This is a genomic window from Streptomyces sp. NPDC031049, from assembly GCF_055571015.1.
This window is the reverse complement of record NZ_JBVIGC010000017.1, coordinates 118,649-141,343: the sequence shown is the minus strand read 5'-3', so window position 1 is coordinate 141,343 and position 22,695 is coordinate 118,649. Positions and strand designations below refer to the sequence as shown.

Here is a 22,695-nt window from a genome sequence, read left to right as displayed (position 1 = left end):
ACGGGCACGTGGGAGGCGTGGCGTCGGCTGCGCCGAGCAGGAAACCGGTCCGGGAACCAGAGGCAGACGAGGTTGGCGATGCGTGCAGTGACCGTGAAGCCCGGCGAGAAGGGGTCCGTCGAGGTACGGGACGTGCCCGGTCCCGTACCGGCCGACGGCGAGCTGCTCGTGCGGGGCCTGGCGGTGGGGGTGTGCGGGACGGACCGGGAGATCGCCCGGGGCGAGTACGGCTGGGCCCCGGCGGGCCGTGAGCGGCTGGTACTGGGACACGAATCCCTCGGGCGGGTGCGGCAGGCGCCGTCCGGCAGCGGGTTCTCGCCCGGCGACCTGGTCGCCGGAGTGGTGCGCCGTCCCGACCCCGAGCCGTGCGGGGCCTGCGCGCACGGAGAGTTCGACATGTGCCGCAACGGCCGCTACACCGAGCGCGGCATCAAGGAGATCGACGGCTACGGCGCGCAGACCTGGTCCGTGGAAGCCGACTACGCGGTGCGGCTGGCGCCGCAACTGGAGCATGTCGGTGTGCTCATGGAGCCGGCCACCGTGGTGGCGAAGGCCTGGGAACAGGTCGAGCGGGTCGGAGCCCGCGCCTGGTTCGAGCCGCGTCGTGTCCTGGTGACCGGTGCCGGTCCCATCGGTCTGCTGGCCGCCCTCCTGGGCACACAGCGCGGACTTCAGGTGCATGTGCTGGACCGGGTGACCGACGGCCCCAAGCCCGCGCTGGTCGAGGACCTGGGCGCCGTCTATCACACCGAGGATGCCGACCAGGTCGTCTCCACGGTGTGCCCGGACGTCGTCATCGAGGCCACGGGCGCGAACGAGCCGGTCCTCGCCTCGCTGACGGGCACCGCGCCCTACGGAGTGGTGTGCCTGACCGGTGTGTCGCCCGCCGGCCGCCGGACGACCGTGGACGCGGGGGCCGTGAACAGGGAGATCGTGTTGCAGAACGACGCGGTGGTGGGATCGGTCAACGCCAATCTGCGTCACTACCGTCAGGCCGCGGACGCGCTCGCGAAGACCGACCTGTCGTGGCTCGGTCGCATGATCACCCGGCGGGTGCCGCTGGAGCACGCGGCGGAGGCGTTCACGCCGCACCCGGACGACGTCAAGGTGATCATCGAACTGTAGGAACCGGACACCTCGGAAGGCCTGGATGTCTCACAACACCGCTCCCTCGGTCGTCGTCATGGGCGTGTCGGGCTCGGGAAAGACCACGGTGGGCCGCCTGCTGGCGCAATCCCTCGGCGTTCCCTACGCCGAGGGGGACGACTTCCACCCGGAGGCGAACGTGGCGAAGATGAGAGCGGGCCACCCGCTCGACGACGAGGACCGCCGTCCCTGGCTGGAGGCGATCGCCCAGTGGCTGGCCGCCCACGCGGACAGCGGCGCGGTGGTGGCGTGCTCGGCGCTCAAGCGACGCTACCGCGACCGGCTGGCCTCCGCCGCGCCGCAGGTCTTCTTCCTCCACCTCGACGGCTCGGCCGAGCTGATCGCCGCCCGGATCACCGAGCGACGGGGCCACTTCATGCCGCCCGCCCTGCTCCGTACCCAGTTCGCCGACCTGGAACCCCTGTCCGACGACGAGCCGGGCGCGGCCGTCCCGATCGACGGCACCCCCGAGGAAACAGCCACCCTCGCCCACGCCGCGGTCACCGGGCGCGGGGGCGAGACCGGGTAACGGCGTCGGCCGCACGCCCGGAGCCCCGCTGCCCCCGGCGTCCGTGCAGGCCGTAGCCGGGGGTCGTCGCACTGCTCGTCGGCGGTGGGCGTCGTGGGGTGTCCGATCGATCCGGTTCGCTGCGGTCGGGTGGTGGCGGGGTGTGCGCTGCCAGGCTTGACGCGGAAAGGAGGCCTCCGTGATCTCGGCTCTGAACCGGCTCGTCGATCTCGTCGAGGAGCACCTCGCCGAGGACCCCGACGTCCGCGGCCTGGCCACGGCGCTCGGCACGACCGAGTACCACCTGCGCCGGATGTTCTCGTCGCTGGCGGGGATGCCGCTGTCGGAGTACGTGCGGCGGCGCCGTATGACCGTCGCCGCCGCGGACGTGGTGCGGGGCGAGGACGATCTGCTGAGCATCGCGGTCCGGCACGGTTACGGCTCGACGGAGGCGTTCGGACGTGCGTTCCGGGCCGTTCACGGTGCGGCCGTGGGAGACGTGCGCCGTCACGGAGGTCCCTTGCGTACACAACCGCAGCTCAGGTTCCGCCTGACCGTAGAAGGGAGCACCCCCATGGACGCCCGCGTCGTCGACCGCCCGGAGTTCCGGCTGATCGGACATGCCGCCAGGGTTCCGCTCATCCACGAGGGCATCAATCCGCACATCCAGCAGCACATCGGCGCACTGCCGCAGGAGGAGCACGCGCGTCTGAAGACCCTCAGCGGCACCGACCCGGCCGGCTTGCTCCAGGTCTGCGACGACCTGGCCCCCGACGCCGAGGAGGGCAGCGAACTGACCTACCTGCACGGTGTCGCGGTCGCCCGGGACGTCCCGGTCCCCGAGGACCTCGACGCCATCGAGGTGCCGGCGGGCCGGTGGGCGGTCTTCCGCACCGCCGGTCCGCACCCGCGGACGTTGCAGACCACCTGGGCCGCCACCGCGACCGACTGGTTCCCCTCCAATCCCTGGCGGTTGCGTCCGGGCCCGTCGATCGTGTCGGTCCTCGACCGGGCCCCGGACTTCTCGACGGCGACGTGTGAGCTGTGGCTGCCGGTCGAACCGGCCTGACAACGGAGAGCCGTACGAGCAGAGGCGAGTAGAGGTTCTCCGGAGAAATCCGTTGTCGTGCCGGTGCCGTCGGCGCATCCTTCCCTGCGTGAACACCGACGACGACTCCACCGAGGCCACCGTCACCCTGCCTGTGCGTGTGCGCGATCTCCTGCCCGAGGACCTGCCCGCGTGCACCTGGTCGGGTTCGGACACCCACCTGCGCCACGTGGAACGGGCACTGGCCCGCGTCGCGGCGGGTGAGGTGGAATACCTGGCCGTGTGCACCCCCGCGGATCTGCCGGTGGCGATCGGCGGCATCGACTACCGGGCCTCCGACGGGGCCGGCACCCTGTGGCAGCTCGCCGTCCTGCCGGCGCTGCGGTCCTGCGGCTTGGGAACGCTGCTCGTCCGAGCAGCCGAACAACGGATCCGGGATCGCGGGCTGCGCAGGGCGGCGCTCGCCGTGGAGGAGGACAATCCCCGGGCGCGCGCCCTGTACGAGCGCCTGGGCTATGTCGCGTACGGCCGTGAGCCGGACGGCTGGGACGAGGAAGGGCCCGACGGGTCGGTCCGGCGCCACGAGACGATGTGCGTCCTCCTGCGCAAGGCCCTGTGAACCCGCCGCGGCGGCACCTGCTCGACGGGTGCGGGTGCACAGGGCGCCCGGGTCAGCGGCCCGCGGCCAGCTCCGCGCGGATCGCGAAGTAGGACGGCTTGGGACGGTACGACTCGTCGTAGATGTTGGCCGAGCCCTGCCCCTCGAAGGTGGAGGGCACCCAGGAGTAGTGGTCGGCGAAGCCCCAGATGGTGAAGGAGGTGCACTGCGAGGAATCCAGGCAGGCGTCGAGCATGCGGCGGAAGTAGTCGGCCTGGGTGGCCAGTTTCGTCGCGTCGGCGGGCATGACCGAGCGGACGTCGACCTCGGTGAAGGAGGTCTCCATGCCCAGGTCGGCGAACCGCTTCAGGTTGCCCGGCACGTCACCCGGGAAGCCGTACTGGGTGCCCAGGTGTCCCTGGATGCCGAAGCCGTGCACCGGCACCCCCTGGGCGCGCAGCTCACGGGCGAGGTCGTGGTAGGCGGTGGACTTCGCGTTGACGCCCTCGACGTTGTAGTCGTTGAAGTACAGCTTCGCCTCCGGGTCGGCCTGGTGCGCCCAGCGGAAGGCGTCGGCGATGTAGGACGGGCCCAGCTGCCGGTACCATAGCGAGTCGCGGTAGCTGCCGTCCTCCTCGAAGACCTCGTTGACGACGTCCCACTGGTAGATCCTGCCCTGGTAGTGCTGGACCACCGTGGTGATGTGGTCGCGGAGGATCCCGCGCAGCTCCTCGGCGGTGATCGAGCCGTCGGCGACACCGTCGGTCAGCCAGGCCGGCAGCTGGTTGTGCCACAGCAGGGTGTGCCCGCGCACCTGCTGGTCGTTGCGCTCGGCGAACGCGACCAGCGCGTCGGCCTCCGTGAAGTCGTAGACGCCCGGCCGGGGTTGCAGGGTCTCCCACTTCATCACGTTCTCGGCGGTGACCGAGTTGAACTCGCGGGCGGTGATCTTGCGGTACGTACGGTCCTCCGCCAGCGCCGTCGTATTGACGGCCGTGCCGAAGAGCAGGTCGGACCGCTCGGCGAGGGCCTTGAGCGGAGCCCCCTTGGGGTGGCGGTGGGAGCCGTCCGGTGCGGCCTGGGCGGACTGTACGGCCGTGAAGAGCAGGGCCCCGCTCGTCAGGACGGCGGCGGCCGTGCGGAAGTGCTTCATGACGGTCCTCTCGTTCGGTACGGGAATGCCGGTCAGCGGACGCGGTGGCTCTCCACCGGGCCCAGGTAGGTCTCCGGGAGGCCGCCGGTGTCGACGATCAGCCGCTGGAGGACGACCGTCGGGTCCACCATCCAGAACGTCAGGCGGTGCGCCCCGGCCCGGGCGACGGTGTGCGTGGTCGACGTCCGGTTGACGTTGTCGGAGGTGTGGCGTGCCCAGCGCTTGTTCAGGCCGCCGTCGTCCGGACCGGTGGCGGCGATGACGTCGACGGTCCGCGGGGCGTCGTCGTCGAACGACACCGCGTACTTCAGGCCCGGCCGGGCCAGCGCCGGGTTGCGCGGCGAGACGTACGCCCAGACGGTGACCTCGCCCGGGGTCAGCAGGGTGACCTCGTACTCCAGGCGGGGCGCGTCGCCGCCCGGGGTCTGCGCCGGGGCGGTGACCGGGGAGGGCGTCATCCCGGCCGTGGCCCGGCCGACCCGGTCGATCCGCAGCCAGCCCACGTCACGGGTGCCGACCGCCCGGCTGTAGTGCTCGGCGTCGATCGCGACGTACCCGCCTGCCTCGACGAAGCCCTCGAGGCCACGCGGCGAGACCCGGTCCGCGACCGCCTTGACGGTCACCGTGCGGCCCGCGCCCTCCACGGTCAGCTCGGCCTCGCCGCGGCCGGCCGGCGCCCGGTGCCAGTCCACGCTCACCGTGAGCCGGACCTGCCGCCCGACCGTGCCGCGGCGGCGGTCCACCCGCAGCCACGGCGCCGACGAGGTGACCCGGAAGGCGAAGGGCCGCGAGCCGCGGTTGAAGACGTCCACGCAGACGTCGTCACCGGTCCGGTAGGGGCTGAACTCGGGGAGCACCGGCTGTCCTTCGGCCCCCGGCCACCACTCCTGCGACCCGGAGACCGCCACGCCCATCTCCGCAGTGTCCGGCAGGTCGATGCGCCGGACCGCCGGGAAGATCTCGTCGGGGAGGGCCACGTGGTGCAGCTCGGGCTGCTGCCAGCCGGCGTCGGGGCCGTAGCGCTCCACGTCGCCGTAGCCGATGTGCGGCTGGAGCTGGAAGTCCTTCCACTTGCCACCGGCGATCTCCTTGTTGAAGACGTCCTGGAGGCGGAAGTCCTCCCGCAGGCCGGCCTCCGCCTCGGCCGCCAGGTCGTTGGTGGCGGCGCGGCCCTGGCGGGCGTAGAGGATGTTGGTGAACTCGGCCTCGCGCAGGTAGTAGACGTTGGCCGTGGCCGCCACGTTGTAGCCGACCAGTTCGAACCAGGCGTCCTGCGCGGAGGCGGGCAGCCGGCGGCCGATGCGCGCGGCGTCCCTGTCCAGCTCCCGCCAGGCCTGCGTCACGCGCTCCAACTCGCCCCAGTGGAAGGGGCTTTCCTGGTCGTCGTAGACCACCGCGTCGTCGTCGGTGGCCGGGTCCTTGGCGGGGTCGAGGGTGATGCGGCGGTTGAGCAGCTCGGGCTTGCGCAGCTGCTGGAGATGCGCGTACCGGGAGAGGATCCCGGCGATCGCCTCCGCGTGCTCCGCCCCGAAGTGCAGGGCGGCGTACCGCCGTTCCCACTCCGGTATGTTCTCCAGCTCCCACCGCGCGGGGTCCCAGGCGTAGTCCAGGAAGTACTGCGTCGGCAGCTCGTTGCCTTTGAGGTCGCCGACGTTGGTGACCCACAGGCGGCGGTTGCCGTAGCCGTACGCCTGGTGGAGCTGGTCCCACATGTTCGGCAGCGACGTGGTGTCCACCCACTTGTAGTTGCGGCCGGCCCCCACGTAGTCGAAGTGGTAGTACAGGCCGTACCCGCCCGGACGCGGCGGCTCGGCGGGGTCCGGGTGCATGCGGATGTTGCCCCAGTTGTCGTCGCAGAGCACCACGGTCACGTCGTCGGGTGCGCGCAGGCCGCGGCTCCAGTAGCGCTGGACCTCCTTGTAGAGGGTCCACACCTGCGGCACCGAGGTCTGCGAGCCGGTCACCTCGGCGATGATCCGCCGCTGGGTGGCGATGATCTCCTCCATCAGCTCGATGGCGTCGCCGTCCGGCAGGCTGGTGTCGCCGTTGCCGCGCATGCCGAGGGTGACGACGCCCTCGAAGCCCTCCCGGTGCATCCGCGCGACGCCCTCGCGCCAGTACGCCTCCACGGCGGCGCGGTTGCGGCGGAAGGACCACTCACCGGTGCCGCCGTACGGGTCGCGGCCCGGGGTGACGACGGTGCCGTCCGCGTCCCGGACGGCGGGCACGGCGTGGCGGTTCCACTCCTCGATGCCGCGCATCATCGGCGCCTCGTGGGATGTGCCCATGACAACGCCGTAGGCGGTGGCGCGGGCGTGGTTCTCCGGGTCGTCCTCCGCGAACGCCCTGCCCCACACGGCGGGCCAGAGGTAGTTGCCCTTCAGCCGCAGCAGGACCTCGAAGACCTTCTCCCAGAAGTCGGCGTTGAAGCCGCCCGGGTAGCCCGGCGCCTTGCCCTCGCCGAAGTACTGCGGGGCCCAGGTGCCGAGGTTGGGGTTCTCGTCGTTGATGAACACGCCGCGGTACTTCACCGCGGGGGTGCCCTGGGTCCAGGAACCGGCCCTGACGTAGATCTCGGGGCGCCGGACGGGCCGCACGTCGTCCCACCAGTACCAGGGCGAGACGCCGATGCCGTGGCTCACGTCGTACGCACCGAAGACGGTGCCCCGCTGGTCGCTGCCGGCGATCACCAGGGCGCGGTCCACGCCCGGCATCGGCCGCTCGACCACGGTCTGCTGGGAGGTCTCCCACTTGCCGCGGATGGCGGTGACGTCCAGCTTGCCGGAGGCGATCAGGCCGTCGACCAGAGCGCTGCGGCCCACGGTGCCGACGACGACCACCTCGCGCGCCGGGCCCCGCCGGCCGTCCGGGAGCACGCCGCTGACCCGCTCGATGTCCGCCCGCAGATCGGCCGCCACCCGCACCACACCGGGGTGGTCGTCCTCGTCGACCAGGACCGGGGCGGCGCGGCGGGCCCGTACCAGGGGGAAGGCCCCGCGCTCCGGGCGGAACGTGACGTACGCGCCGGCGTCGGTGCGGGTGGGCGCCCCCGGCCTCCCGCCCGCTCCGTCCCGGCTCGCCGCGTGTGCGGTCCCGGGCACGGAGGGAAGCGCGGCCAGGCCCGCCCCCAGACCGGCACCGGTACCCAGAACCCTTCTCCGGCTGACGTCCCGCCCCATCGCGACACCACTCCCTCGGCTGCCCGCCCACGGCTCACGGAGCAATTTGCTCAGCGGCCTGACAAATGGTGGGCGAACCGCTGCGCGGGAACAATGGGTCGTCGGCAACGAAAAGTTTCGAGTGGGGGAGGACGTGACAGCGCGTCGGCGGTGACCGCCGATGGCTCGCTCAGCCCGGGTGCGCCCCGGCCGACCGGGCGACCAGCGCCTCGGCGTTGTCCGAGAGCCACGCGGTGACCACGTCGTCCGGCAGCCCCAGCGCGGCCAGCTCGTCCGCCAGCGGCCCGGTCGGCCCGGGATTGACCCAGGTCGAGGTGCCGAACAGGACCCGGTCCCGGGCCAGTCCCCGGGCGTGGTGGAGCAGCGGCTCCCAGCCCGAGCCGGGCTTGGGCATGTGCCGGGGCCGATGCGAGGAGAACTCCAGGTAGACCCCCGGATGCCGGGCGGCGGTGAGCAGCGTCTCGCGCACATCGGGCCAGCCCGCGTGCCCGGCGACGAGCAGCAGCTCGCGGTGGCGGCCCGCCAGCGCCTCGACCGTACGCCAGCTTCCGAGGCCGCTGGGGTGGCTCCGGGCGAAGTGGTGACCGGTGTGCAGCCAGACCGGCAGTCGCGCCGACGCCGCCGCGTCCCAGACCGGCGCGAACCGCGGATCGGCCGGATCGGTGCCGTCCAGGAAGGGGATCACGCACAGCCCGGTCGCCCCCGCCGCCAGCGACCGCTCCAGCTCCCCCAGTGCGGCGGCCGGGTCGCGCAGGGAGATCCCGGCCCACACGTGGATCCGGTCGCGTACGTCCCGGACGGTCTCCAGCAGCCACTCGTTGACGGTCCGGCCGTCCGGCAGCCGCTCCGCCGAGCCCATGGCGAACTCTCCCGTCACGCCCTGCCGTCGCCGGTCCGCGAGGTGCGCGGCCAGGTCGAAGGGCGGCCGGTCCGGCGGCAGCAGCACGTCCACCGCGTCCTGCCAGCACACGGCCAGCGCGTCGCGGTACGCGGTGTGCGGGGCGTCGAAGTACCGGCAGAACGAGGCGGAGAAGACGTCCAGGTACTCGGGGGCGTTCTCGCCCAGCCGGTTGAGATACACCCGCCAGGCCGCGTCGTCGTACACCAGCGAGCAGGCGTCCACGACCGGCGGTCGACCCGGGGCGGCGGGATCCGCCACGGCACCGGCCGCCGCTGTTCCGTTGCTCGGCACGAGGCCGCACGACACGTTCACGATCACTCCGTCGGGAGTCGGGAGTCGGGAGTCGGGGGTCGGGGGTCGGGGGTCGGGGGTCGAGGGCCGGGAGTGGGGAGTCGGCCGGCGGGAATCCAGAGTCGGAAACCGGAAGAGGGCCCCGGGGATGGCGCGTGCCGTCGGCCCGTGGGCCGTGCCGGGTCAGGGGGCGGCGCGGCGGGCCTCCCAGTCGGCCACCAGCGCCTCGGTCTGCTCCACGTACCCGCTGAACAGCTCGGCCAGCGAGGCCAGCCGGTCCCGGGCCACGCCGCGCGCCACCGGGACGCCCGAGCTCAGCGTCTCGGTGAACTTGCGCATGTGGGCGTTGTTCACCAGCAGCAGGTGGTGGAGGTCGCCCACCGCCTCGTAGTCGATCCGCCTGCTGCCGGGGCGGGTGGAGCGCCGCACCAGAGCCCACGCCTCCAACTGGCGGGCGGCCACGCTCAGTCCGCTCTTGGCCTGGCCCAGCTCGCGGGTCATGGTGTCGAGGTCCACCGGCTTGTTGCGCAGCAGGAGGTAGCCGAAGAGGCGGCCGGTGGCCTGCGGGAGGCCCCAGCGCTCCATCAGCGAGCCCATCTCGTTGATGAAGGACGCCTCGGCGTCGCCGAACCCCTCGGAGCCGGAGGCACCGACGGGGCCCGCGTCGGGGGTGATGTCGTGGTCAGTCATGGTCTCGTTGGGTCTCAGGCCTTCAGGAAGGCGACGGTCAGCCGGTTGACCTCGTCGGGACGGTCCAGATTGGCGACGTGTCCGGCGCCGGGGATCACATGGAACTCGCTGTGGGGATCGCGTTCGCTCCACCGCTCCATCGCCGAGCGGATGTTACCGGTGCCGTCGCGTTCACCGCAGAGCAGCAGCTCGGGCTTGTCCACGCGGTAGCCGGGGCAGGGGTCGATCGCGCGGGTCATGCCGTCCCAGGTGGTGAGGAAGGAACGCCGCCCGTTCGCCGCGAACGCCTCGCGCAGATACTCCCGCGCCTGCGGGCTCTCGGCCGACGCCCGCGCCATCGACCGGGTCAGCCGGCCGAAGGGCACCAGCCGCATGAGGAAGCGCGAGAGGGCCAGCCTGCGCCGTTCGCGCCGGGTGATGGGCAGGGTGCTGGACGTGGAGCCGATCACCACGAGCGCGGAGACCTCCTCGGGCCGCCGGCGCAGGTACTCCTGCGCGATGTTGCCGCCCATCGACTGGCCCAGCAGCACCACGGGCCGGGGCATCCCGGCCGCGTCCAGCAGTGCCGCCAGGTCGTCCGCCGCGTCGGCCGTACGGAAGCCGCCGGTGCCGGAGGCGGACGCCCCGTGGTGGCGCACGTCCCAGCGCAGGGTGCGGTAGCCCGCCTCCACCAGGGCCGGGATCTGCGGATCGAACATGCGGTGGTCGGCGCCGGCGCCGTGGGTGAGGGCGATCCCCGGTCGGTCCGCCGCGCCGGCCGTCCAGTAGTGCAGCCGGGCGCCGAAGGCGTCGAGGCTGTGCGCCGTCTCCTCGACCCGGGACCCGGCGGCGCCCCGGCTCTCGGGGCCGGTCATCGTCCGGACTCCTCGTCGCGGCCGGCGGCGGACGCGGGCGGGGGAGGGGGCGGCGAGGCCGTCGGGCGGGGGTTCCGCAGCGCTACGTTCATCAGAATCAGAATACTCTCTCCGTCGCGGCCGCAAAGGCGGACGGCTGCACCGGCCTGCCGCCGGCCCCGGCGCGGACACCGGAGCCCTCAGCCGCCGGTGAAGCGGGGCCGCCGCTTCTCCGCGAAGGCGGCCATCCCCTCGCGGGCGTCGGCCACCGTGGCGTGCGTCTTGAGGTGGTACGCGTCCTGGAGCCGCAGCCCGTACTCCGCCGGCTGCCCCCAGCTGCGCTCCCGCAACTCCTTGAACAGCCCCACCGACGCGGTCGGCAGCGCGGCGAACCGGCCCGCCAGCTCCGCCAGTTCACGGTCGAAATCCTCCGGTGCGCACAGCCGGTCGAACAGGCCCAGGCGCACCGCCTCGTCCCCCGACACCATCCGCCCGGTGAGGTAGATCTCCGTCGCCCGCGCCGGACCGGCCAGCCGGGACATCAGCACCACGTTCCCCACATGGCCGACCCCGGCCAGGCAACTGCCGATCGAGGCACGGGTGTCCGCCAGCCGGAAGTCGGCGGCGCAGGCGATCTCCGCCCCCGCGCCCGCCGCCGCGCCGGTCAGCCCCGCGATCACCGGCTTCGGCAGGTGCAGGATCGCCTCGCAGACCCGCAGGTAGTGCGCGTCCGAGGTGACCGGGTCGAAGGGGGTGTCCACCCGGTCGCCCAGCCGCCACCGCCGTACGCTCTCCACGTCGTCGCCCGCGCAGAACGCCCCGCCGCTCCCGGTGAGCACGACCGCGCGCACCCGGCGGTCGTCGCCCGCGCACATCAGGCCGAGCAGGAGATGGCGGGAGAGCGTCAGATCGAGACTGTTGCGGCGGCGCGGCCGGTCCAGCGTCAGCGTGGCGACCCCGTCCGCCAGCGAGGCCCGCAGCGGCACGTCCTCCTTGCCGTCCACCCGGTCGGCGAAGTCCGCGAACGACTCGGTCGCCGCGCCCGCCCACTCGGCCGCGGACCCCCGGCCCGCGTCGATCGCTCCCTGGCTCATACGATCCTCTCCCTGCGTATGCGGATGCCCGCCGCCTCGCGGTCCCACGTCCCCGCCACCACGCCCTCGGCGCGCAGCGTGTGCTTGGTGGGCTTGCCGGTGGGGGTCTTCGGGAGCTGTGGCAGCACCCGGATGTAGCGCGGCAGCATGAAGTGGGCCAGCCGCTCCCGGAGGAACTCCAGCAGCGCCGCCGGGTCGACCGGCGCCGCCGGGTCGCGGCCCGCCACCACCAGCAGCACCTCGTCCTCGCCCTCGTCGCCGGGGACCGCCACCGCCGCCGCCTCCAGCACCCCCGGGTGGGCCACCGCCTGGGCCTCGACCTCGAAGGACGAGATGTTCTCGCCGCGCCGGCGGATCGCGTCCTTCTTGCGGTCCACGAAGACCAGCCCGCCGTCCGGGGCGCGCCGGAAGGTGTCCCCGGTGTGGAACCAGCCGTTGCGCCAGACCGCGGCCGTCTCGGCGGGCCGCCCCAGATAGCCGCTCAGGAACGACCACGGCCGGTCCGCCCGCAGCACCAGCTCGCCCGCCTCGCCGTCCGCCACCTCCCGGTCGTGGTCGTCGACGACCCGGGCGGTGATGCCCGGCCGGGGCCGCCCGCAGTGCAGCGGGACCCCCGGGCGGTGGTCCGGCGCGGACAGCACCGGACACGACACCTCGGTCATGTTGAACAGCGCGCGGACCGACACGCCGAACCGCCGGGAGAACTCCGCCGCCCCCTCGGTGAACGGGATGACGTAGGCCGCCCGCAGCGGATGCGCGGTGTCCTGCGGCAGCGGCGGCTGCTTGAGCAGATAGGTCGCCATCACGCCGAGCAGCGTGCACAGGGTCGTCCCCGTACGGCGGACCAGCGGCCAGAACTCATCGGTGCTGAAGGCGGGCACGACCGTCACCGAACCGCCGTGCACCAGCATCCCGTACGCCCCGATCGTGCCGCCCGCGTGGAACAGCGGCAGCTGGAGCAGATAGCGGTCCCGCGGTCCGGCCATGCCGTGGAAGGCGGCGGTGCAACTGCTGTACAGGTGCGCGTAGGAGGAGACGACCCCCTTGGAGGGGCCGGTCGTCCCGGAGGTGTAGACGACGGTCTGCGGGTCCCACGGCTGCGGCGCGGGCACCGGCTCGGTGAACTCCGCCCGGTCCGCCCGCAGTCCTGTCTCCACCCGGTAGCGCCCGGAGAGCCGCCCGGCGAGCGCGGCCACCTCCTGCGGCACGTCGTCGGGACCCGGCAGCAGCACCACCGTGCGCACCGACCCGGCCCCTCCGTCCGTCTCCGCCAGCCGGGCCGCCAGCGACGGCCGGCAGACCAGCACCTCGGCCCCGCAGTCGGCGACCACCTGGCGCAGGATCGCGCCCCGGTAGGCGACGTTCAGCGGCACCAGGACCGCGCCCGCCAGATTGACCCCGTACCAGACACGCAGTGCGTCCGGCCCGTTGGGCAGCCAGCTCAGCACCAGCTCCCCGGGGGCGACGCCCAGCGCCTGGAGCGCGGCGGCCGTCTCCTCCGTCTCCCGCAGCGTCCGCGCGTACGTCCACCGGTCGCCGTCCGGCATCAGCGCGTACGGCGCGGTCGGCGTGGCGGCGGCGCGGCGGCGGAGCAGGGGGCCGAGGACGCACTGCTCGGCCGTCGGCACGTCGGCGGACGCCGGATCGAGGATGTCCTCGCTCACGCGGTCCCCCCGGCGCCCGCGGCGGGCAGGACCTGCAACCGCAGCACACTCTCGTACGGGCCCCCGTACCAGACCGTCTGCCGTGCGGGCCGGCAGTGCTCCGCCTCGCCGACCGGACCGGGGAGGTTGGGATGCCGGTCCAGGTGGGGGAAGTTGCTGCTGGTGACGTGGACGCGCAGCCGGTGTCCGGGAGCGAACCGCCACGCGGTGTCCCCGAGCAGCAGATCGGCGTCGTACGGCTCGTCCGGCGGGGCGTCCCCCTCGCCCTGCAGCCGGAGACTGGCCTCGGCCACCAGCAGCGAACGCCCGTCCGGGTACACGTCGGTGAGCTTGGCGACCACGGCGGTGGCGGGCGCGTCCGAGCCGAAGCGGAGCCGCAGCCGCTGCCGGCCGACGACGTCCAGCGGCTCGGAGAGCGGCTCGGAGGTGTACAGCAGCACGTCCGGCCTGCTCTCCAGGTGCGCCTGGTTGAGCGGGCCAGCCGCCAGCCGGCCGAGCTGGAGCACCCGCCCGCCGTGCGAGGGCACCGGGTCCTCCGGGTCGTAGGTGAACGCGTCGTGCCCCACGCCCCCTGGAGGCGGTCCGGGCAGCAGCCGGCCGTCCTTCCCGCCGCCCTCGGCACCCGCCAGGTACCAGGAGGCGTCCACGGCCTCGGGCGGCGGCCAGCCGTCGGCCCGGTGCCAGGTGTCGTCACCGAAGAGGAAGTACCGGACGTCACCGCCCGCCGCCCTTCCTGCGTCACCGCCCGCCGGCCTTCCTGCGCCGTCACCGCCCGCGGCCCGCCCGGCGCCGTCCCCGGCCGGTCGCAGATGGCGGTCGAAGAAGTCCAGATGCAGATCGGCCAGCCGCGCGCCCTGCGCCGAACCGTACAGGCCCGTGTTCACCTCGCCCTGCACCTGCGGCAGTTGACCGGAGTGCACCCAGGGCCCGACGACCAGCTCGTGCCGCCCGGCCACCGGGTCCTGGGCGCGCATCGCGCGGTGCAGCTCGATCGTGCCGTAGGAGAACACGTCGTACCAGCCGCCCACCGAGAAGGTGGGCACGCCGACGTCGCCGATACGGTAGTCGGCGACCGTCGCCGCCTTCCCCGCGAGGACGTCCCGCAGCCGGCCGGGGAACCCCTCGAAGTCGAGGACGGCCGACAACGGCCGGCGGCGCAGCGGCACGTCGGGCGTGGTGAGGAGCTGCACGACCTCGGCGACGACCGCCGCGTCCACCGGATCGCCCGCCGCGGCCCGGCGCTGCACCCACTCCAGCGCCGTCAGACCGAGCCAGCTCGTGAGGTGGTCCAGCCGCAGGAAGCCGCCCAGATGTTCGGCGTCGAAGGACGCGGAGGTGGACATCGCGGGCGCGATGGCCCGCAGGTGCGGCGGCTTCTCCATGGCGGCCAGCCACTGGACGATCGCCTGGTACGAGGTGCCTGCCATGGCCACGTTCCCGTCGCACCACGGCTGCCGCGCGGTCCACTCGACCGTGTCGTACCCGTCCGGGCCCTCCTGGGACCAGTCCAGCGGCGCCCACTCGCCCTCCGAGGCGAACCGGCCCCGGGTGTCCTGCACCACCGCCGCGTATCCCCGGTCCACGCACTGGGACGGGGTCAGCGTGGCCAGTCCCAGGGCGGACTTGCCGTACGGGGTGCGGAAGAGGACGGCGGGCGAGGGCGGTCCTTCGGCGGGGCGCCACACATCGGCCCGCAGCACCGTCCCGTCGCGCATCTCCACCGGCACGTCGTGCTCGATGAGGGTGGTCCTGCCCATCAGCGGTCCTCCTCGGCGGCCGGTCCGGCACCCTGGGCGCGGGAGCGGTTCAGATGGCGGGTCATGGCGTCACCGGCGGCGGCCCGGCTCGCCGAGGGCTCGACGCGGACCAGCGGGCCCACGCTCATCCGGGCCGGCCGGTCCAGCAGCCACTCCACGGTGTCCGCGATGTCCTCCGCGTCCAGCACCTCCTCCTCGGGGACGCCGAGGTCGCGGGGCCGGGCCGCGAGCCGGGTGGAGACCCAGCCCGGGGCGACGGTGACCGCGCGGACACCGAAGTCGCGGTTCTCCTCGTGGATCAGCTCGGTGAGCCGGTGCACGGCGTGCTTGCTGACGCCGTAGCCGCCGCTGCCCGGCACCACCTCCGAGCCCACGCCCGAGCCGATGTTCACGACCCAGCCGTGGCCGCGCTCCCGCATCCCCGGCAGCACCGCGCGGGCCAGCAGGAACGGCACCGTGAGGTTCACCCGCACCTGCCGCTCCCAGTGCCGCTCCTCGGTCTCGTGGACGGCGGCCAGCCGGATGGCGCCCGCGCTGCACACCAGCAGCCCGACCGGCCCCAGCGCGGCGGCGGTCGCGGCGACCGCCTCGGCGGGGGCGCCCGGCTCGGCCAGGTCCAGGGCGAGCGGCAGCGCGGTCCCCCCGGCCTCGCGGATCGACTCCGCGACCTCCTTCAGCTCGGCCTCCCGCCGTCCGACCAGCGCCACGGCGCTGCCGCGGGCGGCCAGGCGGCGGGCGACGGCGGCCCCGATGCCGGAGGAGGCGCCGGCGACGAGGGCGACCGGGCCGTCCGTCACTCCCGCGGCGCTCACCGCTGCTCCCCCCGCGCCGCATCCGACGGCGCGGGCTCCGCGATCGCGGGCTCCGAGAGCGCCGGTCCCGGGTAGCCCGGCCGCAGCGGCGCCACGTCGCCGAGGCCGAAGCCGCCGTCCGCGCGCAGCACGGCACCGGTCGTCCGGGCGGCCGATCCGCTGAGCAGATGGCCGAGGACGGCCGCGACCTCGCGCGGGTCGCCGACCCGTCCGGCCGGTATCCGGCTGATCCAGCCGCGCCGGTGCTCGGGGCCCGCCGCGTCGCCCATCGGCGTCTCGATGATGCCGGGGGCCACGCAGTTGGCGCGGATGCCGTGGCGGGCCACCGAGACCGCGAGGCACCGGATGTACTGCGCCATCGCCGCCTTGCTCGCCCCGTAGTACTCCAGCCCCGCGACCGGGCTGAGCGTGGAGCTGACCGAGGAGACCCCGACCACCGCGCCGGCCGTCCCCTCGTCCCGCCAGCGGCCCGTCAGGTACTCGGTGACCGTGACGAAGCTGTGCAGGTTCACCGCGAAGGTCCGGGCGGCGGAGGCGGGGTCGCCGCCGACCGCGCTGAAACCCAGGTGCCCGGCCGCGTACAGCAAGGAGGTGACGCCGCCGGCCGCCTTCCAGGCGCGCTCGCCGAGCGACGCGGCGTCCTCGGCGTCGGAGAGGTCGCAGCGCAGCGTCCAGGCGCGGCGGCCGCGGTCCTCGATGCCGGCGGCGACCTCCTCCAGCGCCGGTGTCCGGCGCGCCGCCAGCACCACGTCCGCCCCGCGCCCCGCCAGATGCAGGGCGGCGGCCCGGCCGATGCCGCTGCTGGCCCCCGCCACCAGGACCCTACGTCCCAGGAGGTCCTGGCCGGTGACCGGTTCCGGGGCCGGCTGCGCGACCGCGGCGCCGCGCCGCGGCGCGGGGACGGCGGGCGGCTTCGCGGGCAGCGACGGGATGTGGCCGAGTCCCGCGCCCCCGTCGGCCGGCAGCGTCTCCCCGACCAGGTACGAGCATCCCTCGGAGACCAGGAAGGCCACGCCGGCGGCCACATTGGCGGCCGTGGTGGGCCGGCGCTGCACGAGATAGCGCAGCAGACCGGCCTCGGCGGAGGGGGAGAGACGGTGGCCCAGGCCGGGGGAGTAGCCGGTGACCACGGTGTTGCCGACGACGCCGCGCCCGGCGACCTCGGTGACCAGGTGCTGCCACCAGGCCCGGTCGGCGGCGAGCCGGGCGTGCCGGCCGGGGTCGGTCCCGGCGTGCGGCTCGCCCGTCGCGTCGGTCACCAGGACCAGGCGGCCCCGGCCCGCCGACGCCATCGCCAGGGCGGCGGCCCGGATGCGTGCCCGGTCCAGTCCCGGCGAGCGCTCCGCGCCGTACGCCTCCTCGCCGAGCAGCAGCGCGCAGTAGGCGGCCGGGGCGGGTTCCGCGGTGCCGGCGTGGCCGGTGCCGGGGGCTCCGGGGGCCTCGGAGGCCTCGAGGGCCTCGGGGGCGAGGCCGAGCGCGCCGAGCGCGTCGGTGAGCGCGCCGACCGGAGCGCCCGGCGCCCCGGTGGCGTCGACGACCAGGCGGGCGTCGACCGGCGCCCGCAGCGAATCCCCTGCCACGGCCGTCCCGGGCCGTGCCGCCGTGCTGTGTACATGGGTCATGGCAAGTCGCCGCCTTCGTATTCGATGAGCATGCTGGTGGCGTCGCCGCCCGCCCCGGAGGCCAGCACCAGCGCGCTGTCGCCCCCGGTCGCCAGGCCGCCCGCGAGCACCGGATCGCCCGGCAGCGCCGCGTACGGCGTCAGGGTGTTGGCGCTGGGGGCGATCCGGCCGTGGCGCAGCATGAGGAGGCTGCCGAGCAGTTTGACCAGGCCGCCGGTCCCGGCGACGTGCCCGAAGACCGCCTCCTGGTTGGTCAGCCGCAGCGCGCCGTCGTACCCGGTCGCCTCCCGTATCCCGGCCAGCGCCCGGCACAGGTGGTCCTCGACGAACCGGTTGCCGTCCGCGTAGTCGTTGACGAACGCCAGGTCGCCCGGTCCGCGCCCGGCCGACGCGAGAGTGGCCAGCACGTCGCCCACCACGTTGTCGGGCGGGCCGGTGGCGACGGTGGAGGGGCCGTTGGAGCGCGAGGTGCGCAGATGCGCGCGGTACCGCAGCCCCGGCCGGTCCCCGGTCGCCGCCGGGTCCTCCAGGACGACGGCGAGCGCGCCCTCCCCGGTGGCGTTGCCGGTCTGGATCTCGTCGTGCGGCCGGACGTCGGAGGGGTCGTCCGACAGCGAGGAGGCGCGGTAGCCGCTGCGCCCGGTGTGGCTGGTGCCGGCCACGAACACCGGGTCCACGGTGGTGTCCACACCGACGACGACGGCCCGGTCGATGTCCCCGCAGCGGAACATCTGCTGGACCAGGTGGAGCGTCCGCAGCGCCACGTTGCAGGAGCCCGCCACGCTCAGCGTCTGGCAGGGGAGCCCGAGCCCGGAGGCGACGGTGCCGATCACGCTGGGCGGGGTCCCGTTGAGCCAGTACTCCATGCCGAGGGCGGCGACGCCCTTGTCCCGGGCCAGGTCGTAGTAGCGCTCGGTCTCCGGGAAGGCGAACTGGAGCGAGCAGGCGACCAGCGCGGTGCGCTCCGCGTCGAGGTCTGCGGCGGCCAGCCCGGCCTGCTCCAGGGCCCGGGCGACCGCGCCGGTGGCCATCAGCCCGGCGCGCGACGAGCGGCGTATCTGCCGCTGCGACAGCGGCAGTTCCCGCTCCGGGTCCCACCGCCCGACCGTTCCGGCGATCCGGAGGGGCAGGTCGGGGTGGGCGTACGGGGAGAGGCAGCTCGTCCCGTCGCGCACCACCCGCCAGAAGGTGTCCAGGTCGGTGCAGGCACGGCCGTCGGGCCCCGGCAGCACGAACCCGGCGCCGGAGAGCCGCAGCAGGGGTGTCTCAGCGGGCATCGCCACCCCCCAGCAGCAGCGCGCTGTTGACCCCGCCCACCTGGTAGTTGAAGCTCAGCGCCCGGTCGAACTCCAGCGCACGCGTCTTCGTCCCCGGCACCGGGTCGAACGAGCAGGCCGGTGACGGGACCGCGCAGTTGGCGGTGGGGCAGACCTCGCCCTCGCGCATCATCATCAGCGTCAGCGCCGTGCCCAGATTGCCGAGCGGGGCGCCGCTGTGCCCGAAGCACGCCTCCTGCGAGCTGACCAGCACCTGCCCGGACCTGTCGCCCCACAGGGAGCGGACGGCGTTGGACTCGATCCGGGTGAACAGCGCGTCGCCCTCACCGCCCCCGTTGACGTACGGGATCCGGGCCAGTGAGGTGTGGTCGCCCAGGGCGCGGCGGGCCGCCTCGGCCAGAGCGCTGCCGCCGGTGTCGATGGCTACCGCGCTGTTGAGCCCGGAGCGGGTGGTGGCCTGGCCGAGGACCGCCCCGTACGCGCGGGCGCCGCGTGCGGCGGCGTGTTCCCGGCTCTCCAGGACCAGGGTCACCGAGCCGTCGCCGTAGTTCATGCAGTCGCCCGCCGCGTCGTAGGGGCGCATCGGCCGGTCGTGGCGCGGCGCGGCCGGCGGATCGTCGTTGTGCCGCACGGTGACCGCCTCGCGCTCGACGACCTCCCGCAACCGGTGCCCGTGCAGCACCCGCTCGGTGTCGAAGCGGTCCACCCCGGTGACGACGACGAGGTCGCTCTGCCCCGCGGCGATCATCGTGCGGGCGATGCCGAGCAGCACCGAGGAGGAGGCGCAGCCGCAGCTCACCGTGTAGTTGGCGCCGGTGGAGCCGAGGAACGCGGCCTGGACCGGGCCGACGTCGCTGGAGGTGCCCGCCACCAGGAGCCGCACGAACAGGGACTTGGCCTCCTTCGGGCCGACCGTCGCCGGATCGGCGTCGTGCCAGGCGCGGTAGCTGTCGTAGTTGCTGTCCACCCCCGCCCGCGCCGTCAGCACGTCCGCACCGCGCAACTCGCCCGCCGCGTGGTCGAGGCCGGCGTCCCGGCAGGCCTCGACCAGCGAGACCATCCCGTACAGGTGGACGTCGGCGTAGCTGCGCAGATAGCGCGACGGGACGTCCGGCAGCAGTTCCCCGAACGCCTCCCGGGCCCCGCGCACGGTGCCGTGGTGGAAGCCGTCGCGTTCGACGTGACTGGTCCCGGTGGCGGCCGTCGCCCAGACCTGCCCGGCCGTGCGCACCGGCTCGTCCCCCGCGCCGGGCAGACAGAAGCCCATGCCGGTGACCAGCGCGTCCCGGGGCCCGGGGGCCCAGGGGCGCGCCGCCGGGGCGAGCAGCTCCTCAGGCGGTGCCGGTCCGCCCCGCGCCCGGCCGTACTCCTCGCTCACAGAGCCCCCGCGTCCACGTTGACGGCCTGCCCGGTCATCCCGCCGGACAGGTCGGAGAGCAGGAACAGCACCTGCGCCGCGATCTCCTCCGGGCGCACCAGACGGCGCAGGATGGTGCTGTTGACCGCCCGCTTCAGGTACCGCTCCCAGGTCAGGTCGGGGGGACCGTGGTGCTTGGCGATGGCGGCCATGAACGGGTCGCCGTACCGCTCGCCGTCGGTTGCGGCCGGGCTGTCGGTGAGCCCCGGGCAGACCGCGTTGACCCGCACGCCGAAGGCGCCCAGCTCGGCGGCGAGCGCCTGCGTCAGGCCGTTCAGCCCGAACTTCGACGCGCAGTACGAGGTGTTGGCGGGCAGCCCGCGCTTTCCGGCGATGGAGGAGACCATCACGATGTTGCCCTCGCGGCGCTCCATCATCCCCGGCACGATCGCACGGGCGACCCGGAAGGCCCCCAGCAGATTGATGTCGAGGGTGGCCATCCACTGGTCCTCGTCCTGGTCGCACAGGAACGCCTGGTTGCGGGCCTCGCCCGCGCAGTGCACCAGCCGGTCGACCGGGCCGAGCCGCTCCTCGGCCTCGCGGACGCAGGCGCGCACGCTGTCGGGGTCGGTGAGGTCGCCGGGGACCGCCACCGCCCGTCCGCCGTCCGCCTCGATCCGCTCGGCCAGCAGCCGCAGCTCCTTCTCGCTGCGGGCCATGAGCGCCACGCGGGAGCCGTGGGCGGCGAGCATCGTCGCCAGGACGGCGCCGATGCCGCTGCTGGCGCCGGTCAGGAAGGTGGTCCTGCCCTGGAGCAGGGTGGGCGCGAAGCCGCTGGTCATGCTGTGTTCTCCGCTTTCTCGGGGAGGTCCGCCGTCGCGGCTGGGGTGCTGGTCGCGGGGATCCGGTCGGCCGGGGGCAGGACGCGGGCGGGCAGCCCGCCCGCGTCGACCTCCAGCACCGTGCCGGTCACCGAGGGGTTGTCGGCGGCGAAGGCGACCGCCTCCGCCACGTCCTGCTCGTCGCACCAGCGGCGCAGCGGCACATGGCGCCGCAGGTCGGCCATGTAGGCCGCGTGCCGCTCGCTCGCCGCCGACCGGCGGCGCAGTGCCTCTCCGTCGACGACTCCGGGCGCCACCGCGCTGACCCGGATGCCGTACTCGCCCAGCTCGGTCGCCCAGGTGCGGGTCAGCGCCTCCACCCCGGACTTGGCCGCGCAGTACGCCGACTGCCCGTACGCGCCTTTGCGCACGGTGGAGGAGATGTTGACGATGGCCCCGGGCGTGCCGGCGGCCAGCATCGTCTGCGCCGCGTGCCGGCCCACCAGGAAGGTGCCGGTGAGCAGGGAGGTCACCACCCGCTCGAAGTCCTCCAGCGGGTGCGGGGAGAGCAGGGGCGGCCCGTCGGGCCGTTCCCTGACGCTCACCAGGCGGCGGGAGAAGTTGGTGCCCGCGTTGTTGACGCAGAGCCCGAGCGGCGGGGCGTCCTCGGCCAGCCGCTCGAACAGGTCGGCCACGGAGCGCTCGTCGGTGACGTCCGCCCGCACGGCGTGCAGGGCGAGCCCGTCGTCGGCCGCCGCCTTCACGGCGGCGTCCAGGGTCTCGGGGTCGCGCCCGCAGATCACGGTGTGCCAGCCGGCGGCGGCCAGATGGCGGGCGATGGCCGCGCCCAGGCCCCGGCTGCCGCCGGTCACCAGGGCGGTCCCGCGGACGCCGTCGTGCTGTCGGGACTGTGAGGGCTGATCAGACACGGAACAGAAGCCCCCCGTAGTACCAGCCCGAGCCCACCGTGGGCGTGTAGCAGAGGTCACCGGGCTTCAGCCGGCCGTCGCGCGCCATCTCGGACAGCACGATCGGCACCGAGGCGCTGCCGGTGTTCGCCCGGGTCTCGTAGTTGGTGACGAAGCGCTCCCGCGGGATGGACAGGCGTTCGCGTACGGCGGTGTGCAGCTGGCCCGTGCCGGGGTGCGGCACGACCCAGTCGATCTCGTCCATCTTGACGCCCGAGCGGGCCAGCATCCGGGCGGCCAGGTCGGCGTGGGAGTCGGCGGCGATCGAGACCAGCTCGCGGCTGCTCTTGATCCACCCGTTGGGCGGGTGCACGGTGACCGTCTCCCGGCCGGAGCCGTCGCTGATCAGCAGCGAGTCCCACAGCCCCGCGTCCGGCTCCGCGCCGCGCGAGAGCACGGCCGCGCCGGCCGCGTCGCCCACGATCAGCTCGCCCTTGCTGCCGGGGCGCACCCGGCGCGAGAACCGCTCGCTGGAGACGACCAGCGCGTGCCGCCAGCCGGCGTGCGTGCCGAAGTACGCCGCCGCCGTCTGCACGCCGTGCACGAACCCGGTACAGGCGCCGCACACGTCGAAGGCCAGCGCCCGGTCGGCGCCCAGCAGATGGGCGGTGTGCGGGGCCCACTCGGGGACGAACTGGCGGTCCGTCCAGTTGCTGACGATCACCAGGTCCAGCTCGTCGGGCGTGACGCCGGCCTGCTCCAGCGCCGCGTGGGCGGCGCGCACCGCCATGTAGGCGGGGGTCTCCTCCTCGTCCGCCACATGGCGGCTGCGGACGTCGAGCCGGCCGATGACGGCCTCGTCCACCGCGTTGCCCGCGGGGTCCTCGGCGCCGCCGTTCTCGAGAAGGAGGCGTGGGTAGTAGTGCCCGAATCCGGACAGGCGCAGTCCGCTCTCGCGCCACAGGGAGGTCTCGTCGTCCATCTCTCGTCTTCCCGTACTGTGCGGTGGTGCCGGCCACGGCCCGGCGGAGGGGGA

The 22,695-nt window shown here is 74.2% G+C and carries 19 protein-coding genes; 4 read left to right on the top strand and 15 right to left on the bottom strand.

What is annotated here, in order from left to right; translation table 11 throughout:
* Positions 1-78: 78 nt before the first annotated feature.
* The 4 genes from ACZ45Q_RS26460 to ACZ45Q_RS26445 all read left to right on the top strand — a co-directional run bounded on the left by ACZ45Q_RS26460 (position 79) and on the right by ACZ45Q_RS26445 (position 3,321).
* A complete protein-coding gene (locus ACZ45Q_RS26460; protein ID WP_468265735.1) occupies positions 79-1,125 on the top strand; it encodes a glucose 1-dehydrogenase in 1,047 nt (348 codons plus the stop codon).
* Between the two features lie 25 nt (positions 1,126-1,150).
* The gene (locus ACZ45Q_RS26455) at positions 1,151-1,675 is read left to right on the top strand and encodes a gluconokinase (protein WP_468265733.1); all 525 of its coding nucleotides are present in this window, start codon (positions 1,151-1,153) and stop codon (positions 1,673-1,675) included.
* Positions 1,676-1,853: 178 nt separating this feature from the next.
* A complete protein-coding gene (locus tag ACZ45Q_RS26450; protein WP_468265731.1) occupies positions 1,854-2,723 on the top strand; it encodes an AraC family transcriptional regulator in 870 nt (289 codons plus the stop codon).
* 88 nt (positions 2,724-2,811) lie between these two features.
* On the top strand, positions 2,812-3,321 hold the full coding sequence (locus tag ACZ45Q_RS26445) for a GNAT family N-acetyltransferase (RefSeq protein ID WP_468265729.1): 510 nt from the start codon (positions 2,812-2,814) through the stop codon (positions 3,319-3,321).
* Positions 3,322-3,373: 52 nt separating this feature from the next.
* On the opposite strand, the gene ACZ45Q_RS26440 is transcribed toward ACZ45Q_RS26445, so the two are convergent.
* From ACZ45Q_RS26440 to ACZ45Q_RS26370, 15 genes are all read right to left on the bottom strand, one after another.
* On the bottom strand, positions 3,374-4,453 hold the full coding sequence (locus ACZ45Q_RS26440) for an endo-1,4-beta-xylanase (protein ID WP_468265727.1): 1,080 nt from the start codon (positions 4,451-4,453) through the stop codon (positions 3,374-3,376).
* Positions 4,454-4,485: 32 nt separating this feature from the next.
* Positions 4,486-7,632 carry a glycosyl hydrolase 115 family protein gene (locus ACZ45Q_RS26435; protein WP_468265725.1) on the bottom strand — a complete coding sequence of 1,049 codons (3,147 nt, stop codon included), beginning with the start codon at positions 7,630-7,632 and terminating at the stop codon, positions 4,486-4,488.
* 169 nt (positions 7,633-7,801) lie between these two features.
* Positions 7,802-8,845 carry an amidohydrolase family protein gene (locus ACZ45Q_RS26430; RefSeq protein WP_468265723.1) on the bottom strand — a complete coding sequence of 348 codons (1,044 nt, stop codon included), beginning with the start codon at positions 8,843-8,845 and terminating at the stop codon, positions 7,802-7,804.
* A 162-nt stretch (positions 8,846-9,007) separates the two neighbouring features.
* Positions 9,008-9,514: a GbsR/MarR family transcriptional regulator gene (locus ACZ45Q_RS26425; RefSeq protein ID WP_468265721.1), complete on the bottom strand. Its 507-nt coding sequence runs from the start codon at positions 9,512-9,514 to the stop codon at positions 9,008-9,010.
* Between the two features lie 14 nt (positions 9,515-9,528).
* Positions 9,529-10,368: an alpha/beta fold hydrolase gene (locus tag ACZ45Q_RS26420; protein WP_468265719.1), complete on the bottom strand. Its 840-nt coding sequence runs from the start codon at positions 10,366-10,368 to the stop codon at positions 9,529-9,531.
* Positions 10,369-10,547: 179 nt separating this feature from the next.
* Positions 10,548-11,441 (bottom strand): enoyl-CoA hydratase/isomerase family protein, encoded by an 894-nt coding sequence (locus tag ACZ45Q_RS26415; RefSeq protein ID WP_468265717.1) that lies wholly within the window; start codon positions 11,439-11,441, stop codon positions 10,548-10,550.
* Positions 11,438-13,105, bottom strand: coding sequence for an ATP-dependent acyl-CoA ligase (locus tag ACZ45Q_RS26410; RefSeq protein ID WP_468265715.1), 1,668 nt, complete (start codon positions 13,103-13,105; stop codon positions 11,438-11,440). The genes ACZ45Q_RS26415 and ACZ45Q_RS26410 overlap by 4 nt, the downstream gene beginning before the upstream one ends.
* Positions 13,102-14,862 (bottom strand): CocE/NonD family hydrolase, encoded by a 1,761-nt coding sequence (locus ACZ45Q_RS26405; RefSeq protein ID WP_468265713.1) that lies wholly within the window; start codon positions 14,860-14,862, stop codon positions 13,102-13,104. Before ACZ45Q_RS26405 ends, ACZ45Q_RS26410 begins: the two co-directional genes overlap by 4 nt.
* Positions 14,862-15,674 carry an SDR family oxidoreductase gene (locus ACZ45Q_RS26400; RefSeq protein ID WP_468265711.1) on the bottom strand — a complete coding sequence of 271 codons (813 nt, stop codon included), beginning with the start codon at positions 15,672-15,674 and terminating at the stop codon, positions 14,862-14,864. Before ACZ45Q_RS26400 ends, ACZ45Q_RS26405 begins: the two co-directional genes overlap by 1 nt.
* Entirely contained in the window at positions 15,671-17,296 is a 1,626-nt protein-coding gene (locus tag ACZ45Q_RS26395; RefSeq protein WP_468265709.1) for an SDR family NAD(P)-dependent oxidoreductase, read from the bottom strand. Before ACZ45Q_RS26395 ends, ACZ45Q_RS26400 begins: the two co-directional genes overlap by 4 nt.
* The gene (locus tag ACZ45Q_RS26390; RefSeq protein WP_468265707.1) at positions 17,293-18,573 is read right to left on the bottom strand and encodes a beta-ketoacyl synthase; all 1,281 of its coding nucleotides are present in this window, start codon (positions 18,571-18,573) and stop codon (positions 17,293-17,295) included. The genes ACZ45Q_RS26395 and ACZ45Q_RS26390 overlap by 4 nt, the downstream gene beginning before the upstream one ends.
* On the bottom strand, positions 18,563-19,951 hold the full coding sequence (locus tag ACZ45Q_RS26385) for a beta-ketoacyl synthase N-terminal-like domain-containing protein (RefSeq protein WP_468265705.1): 1,389 nt from the start codon (positions 19,949-19,951) through the stop codon (positions 18,563-18,565). The genes ACZ45Q_RS26390 and ACZ45Q_RS26385 overlap by 11 nt, the downstream gene beginning before the upstream one ends.
* Entirely contained in the window at positions 19,948-20,772 is an 825-nt protein-coding gene (locus tag ACZ45Q_RS26380) for an SDR family NAD(P)-dependent oxidoreductase (protein WP_468265703.1), read from the bottom strand. Before ACZ45Q_RS26380 ends, ACZ45Q_RS26385 begins: the two co-directional genes overlap by 4 nt.
* Entirely contained in the window at positions 20,769-21,680 is a 912-nt protein-coding gene (locus ACZ45Q_RS26375) for an SDR family NAD(P)-dependent oxidoreductase (RefSeq protein WP_468265701.1), read from the bottom strand. The genes ACZ45Q_RS26380 and ACZ45Q_RS26375 overlap by 4 nt, the downstream gene beginning before the upstream one ends.
* On the bottom strand, positions 21,673-22,641 hold the full coding sequence (locus ACZ45Q_RS26370) for a ketoacyl-ACP synthase III (protein WP_468265699.1): 969 nt from the start codon (positions 22,639-22,641) through the stop codon (positions 21,673-21,675). Before ACZ45Q_RS26370 ends, ACZ45Q_RS26375 begins: the two co-directional genes overlap by 8 nt.
* Positions 22,642-22,695: the final 54 nt, after the last annotated feature.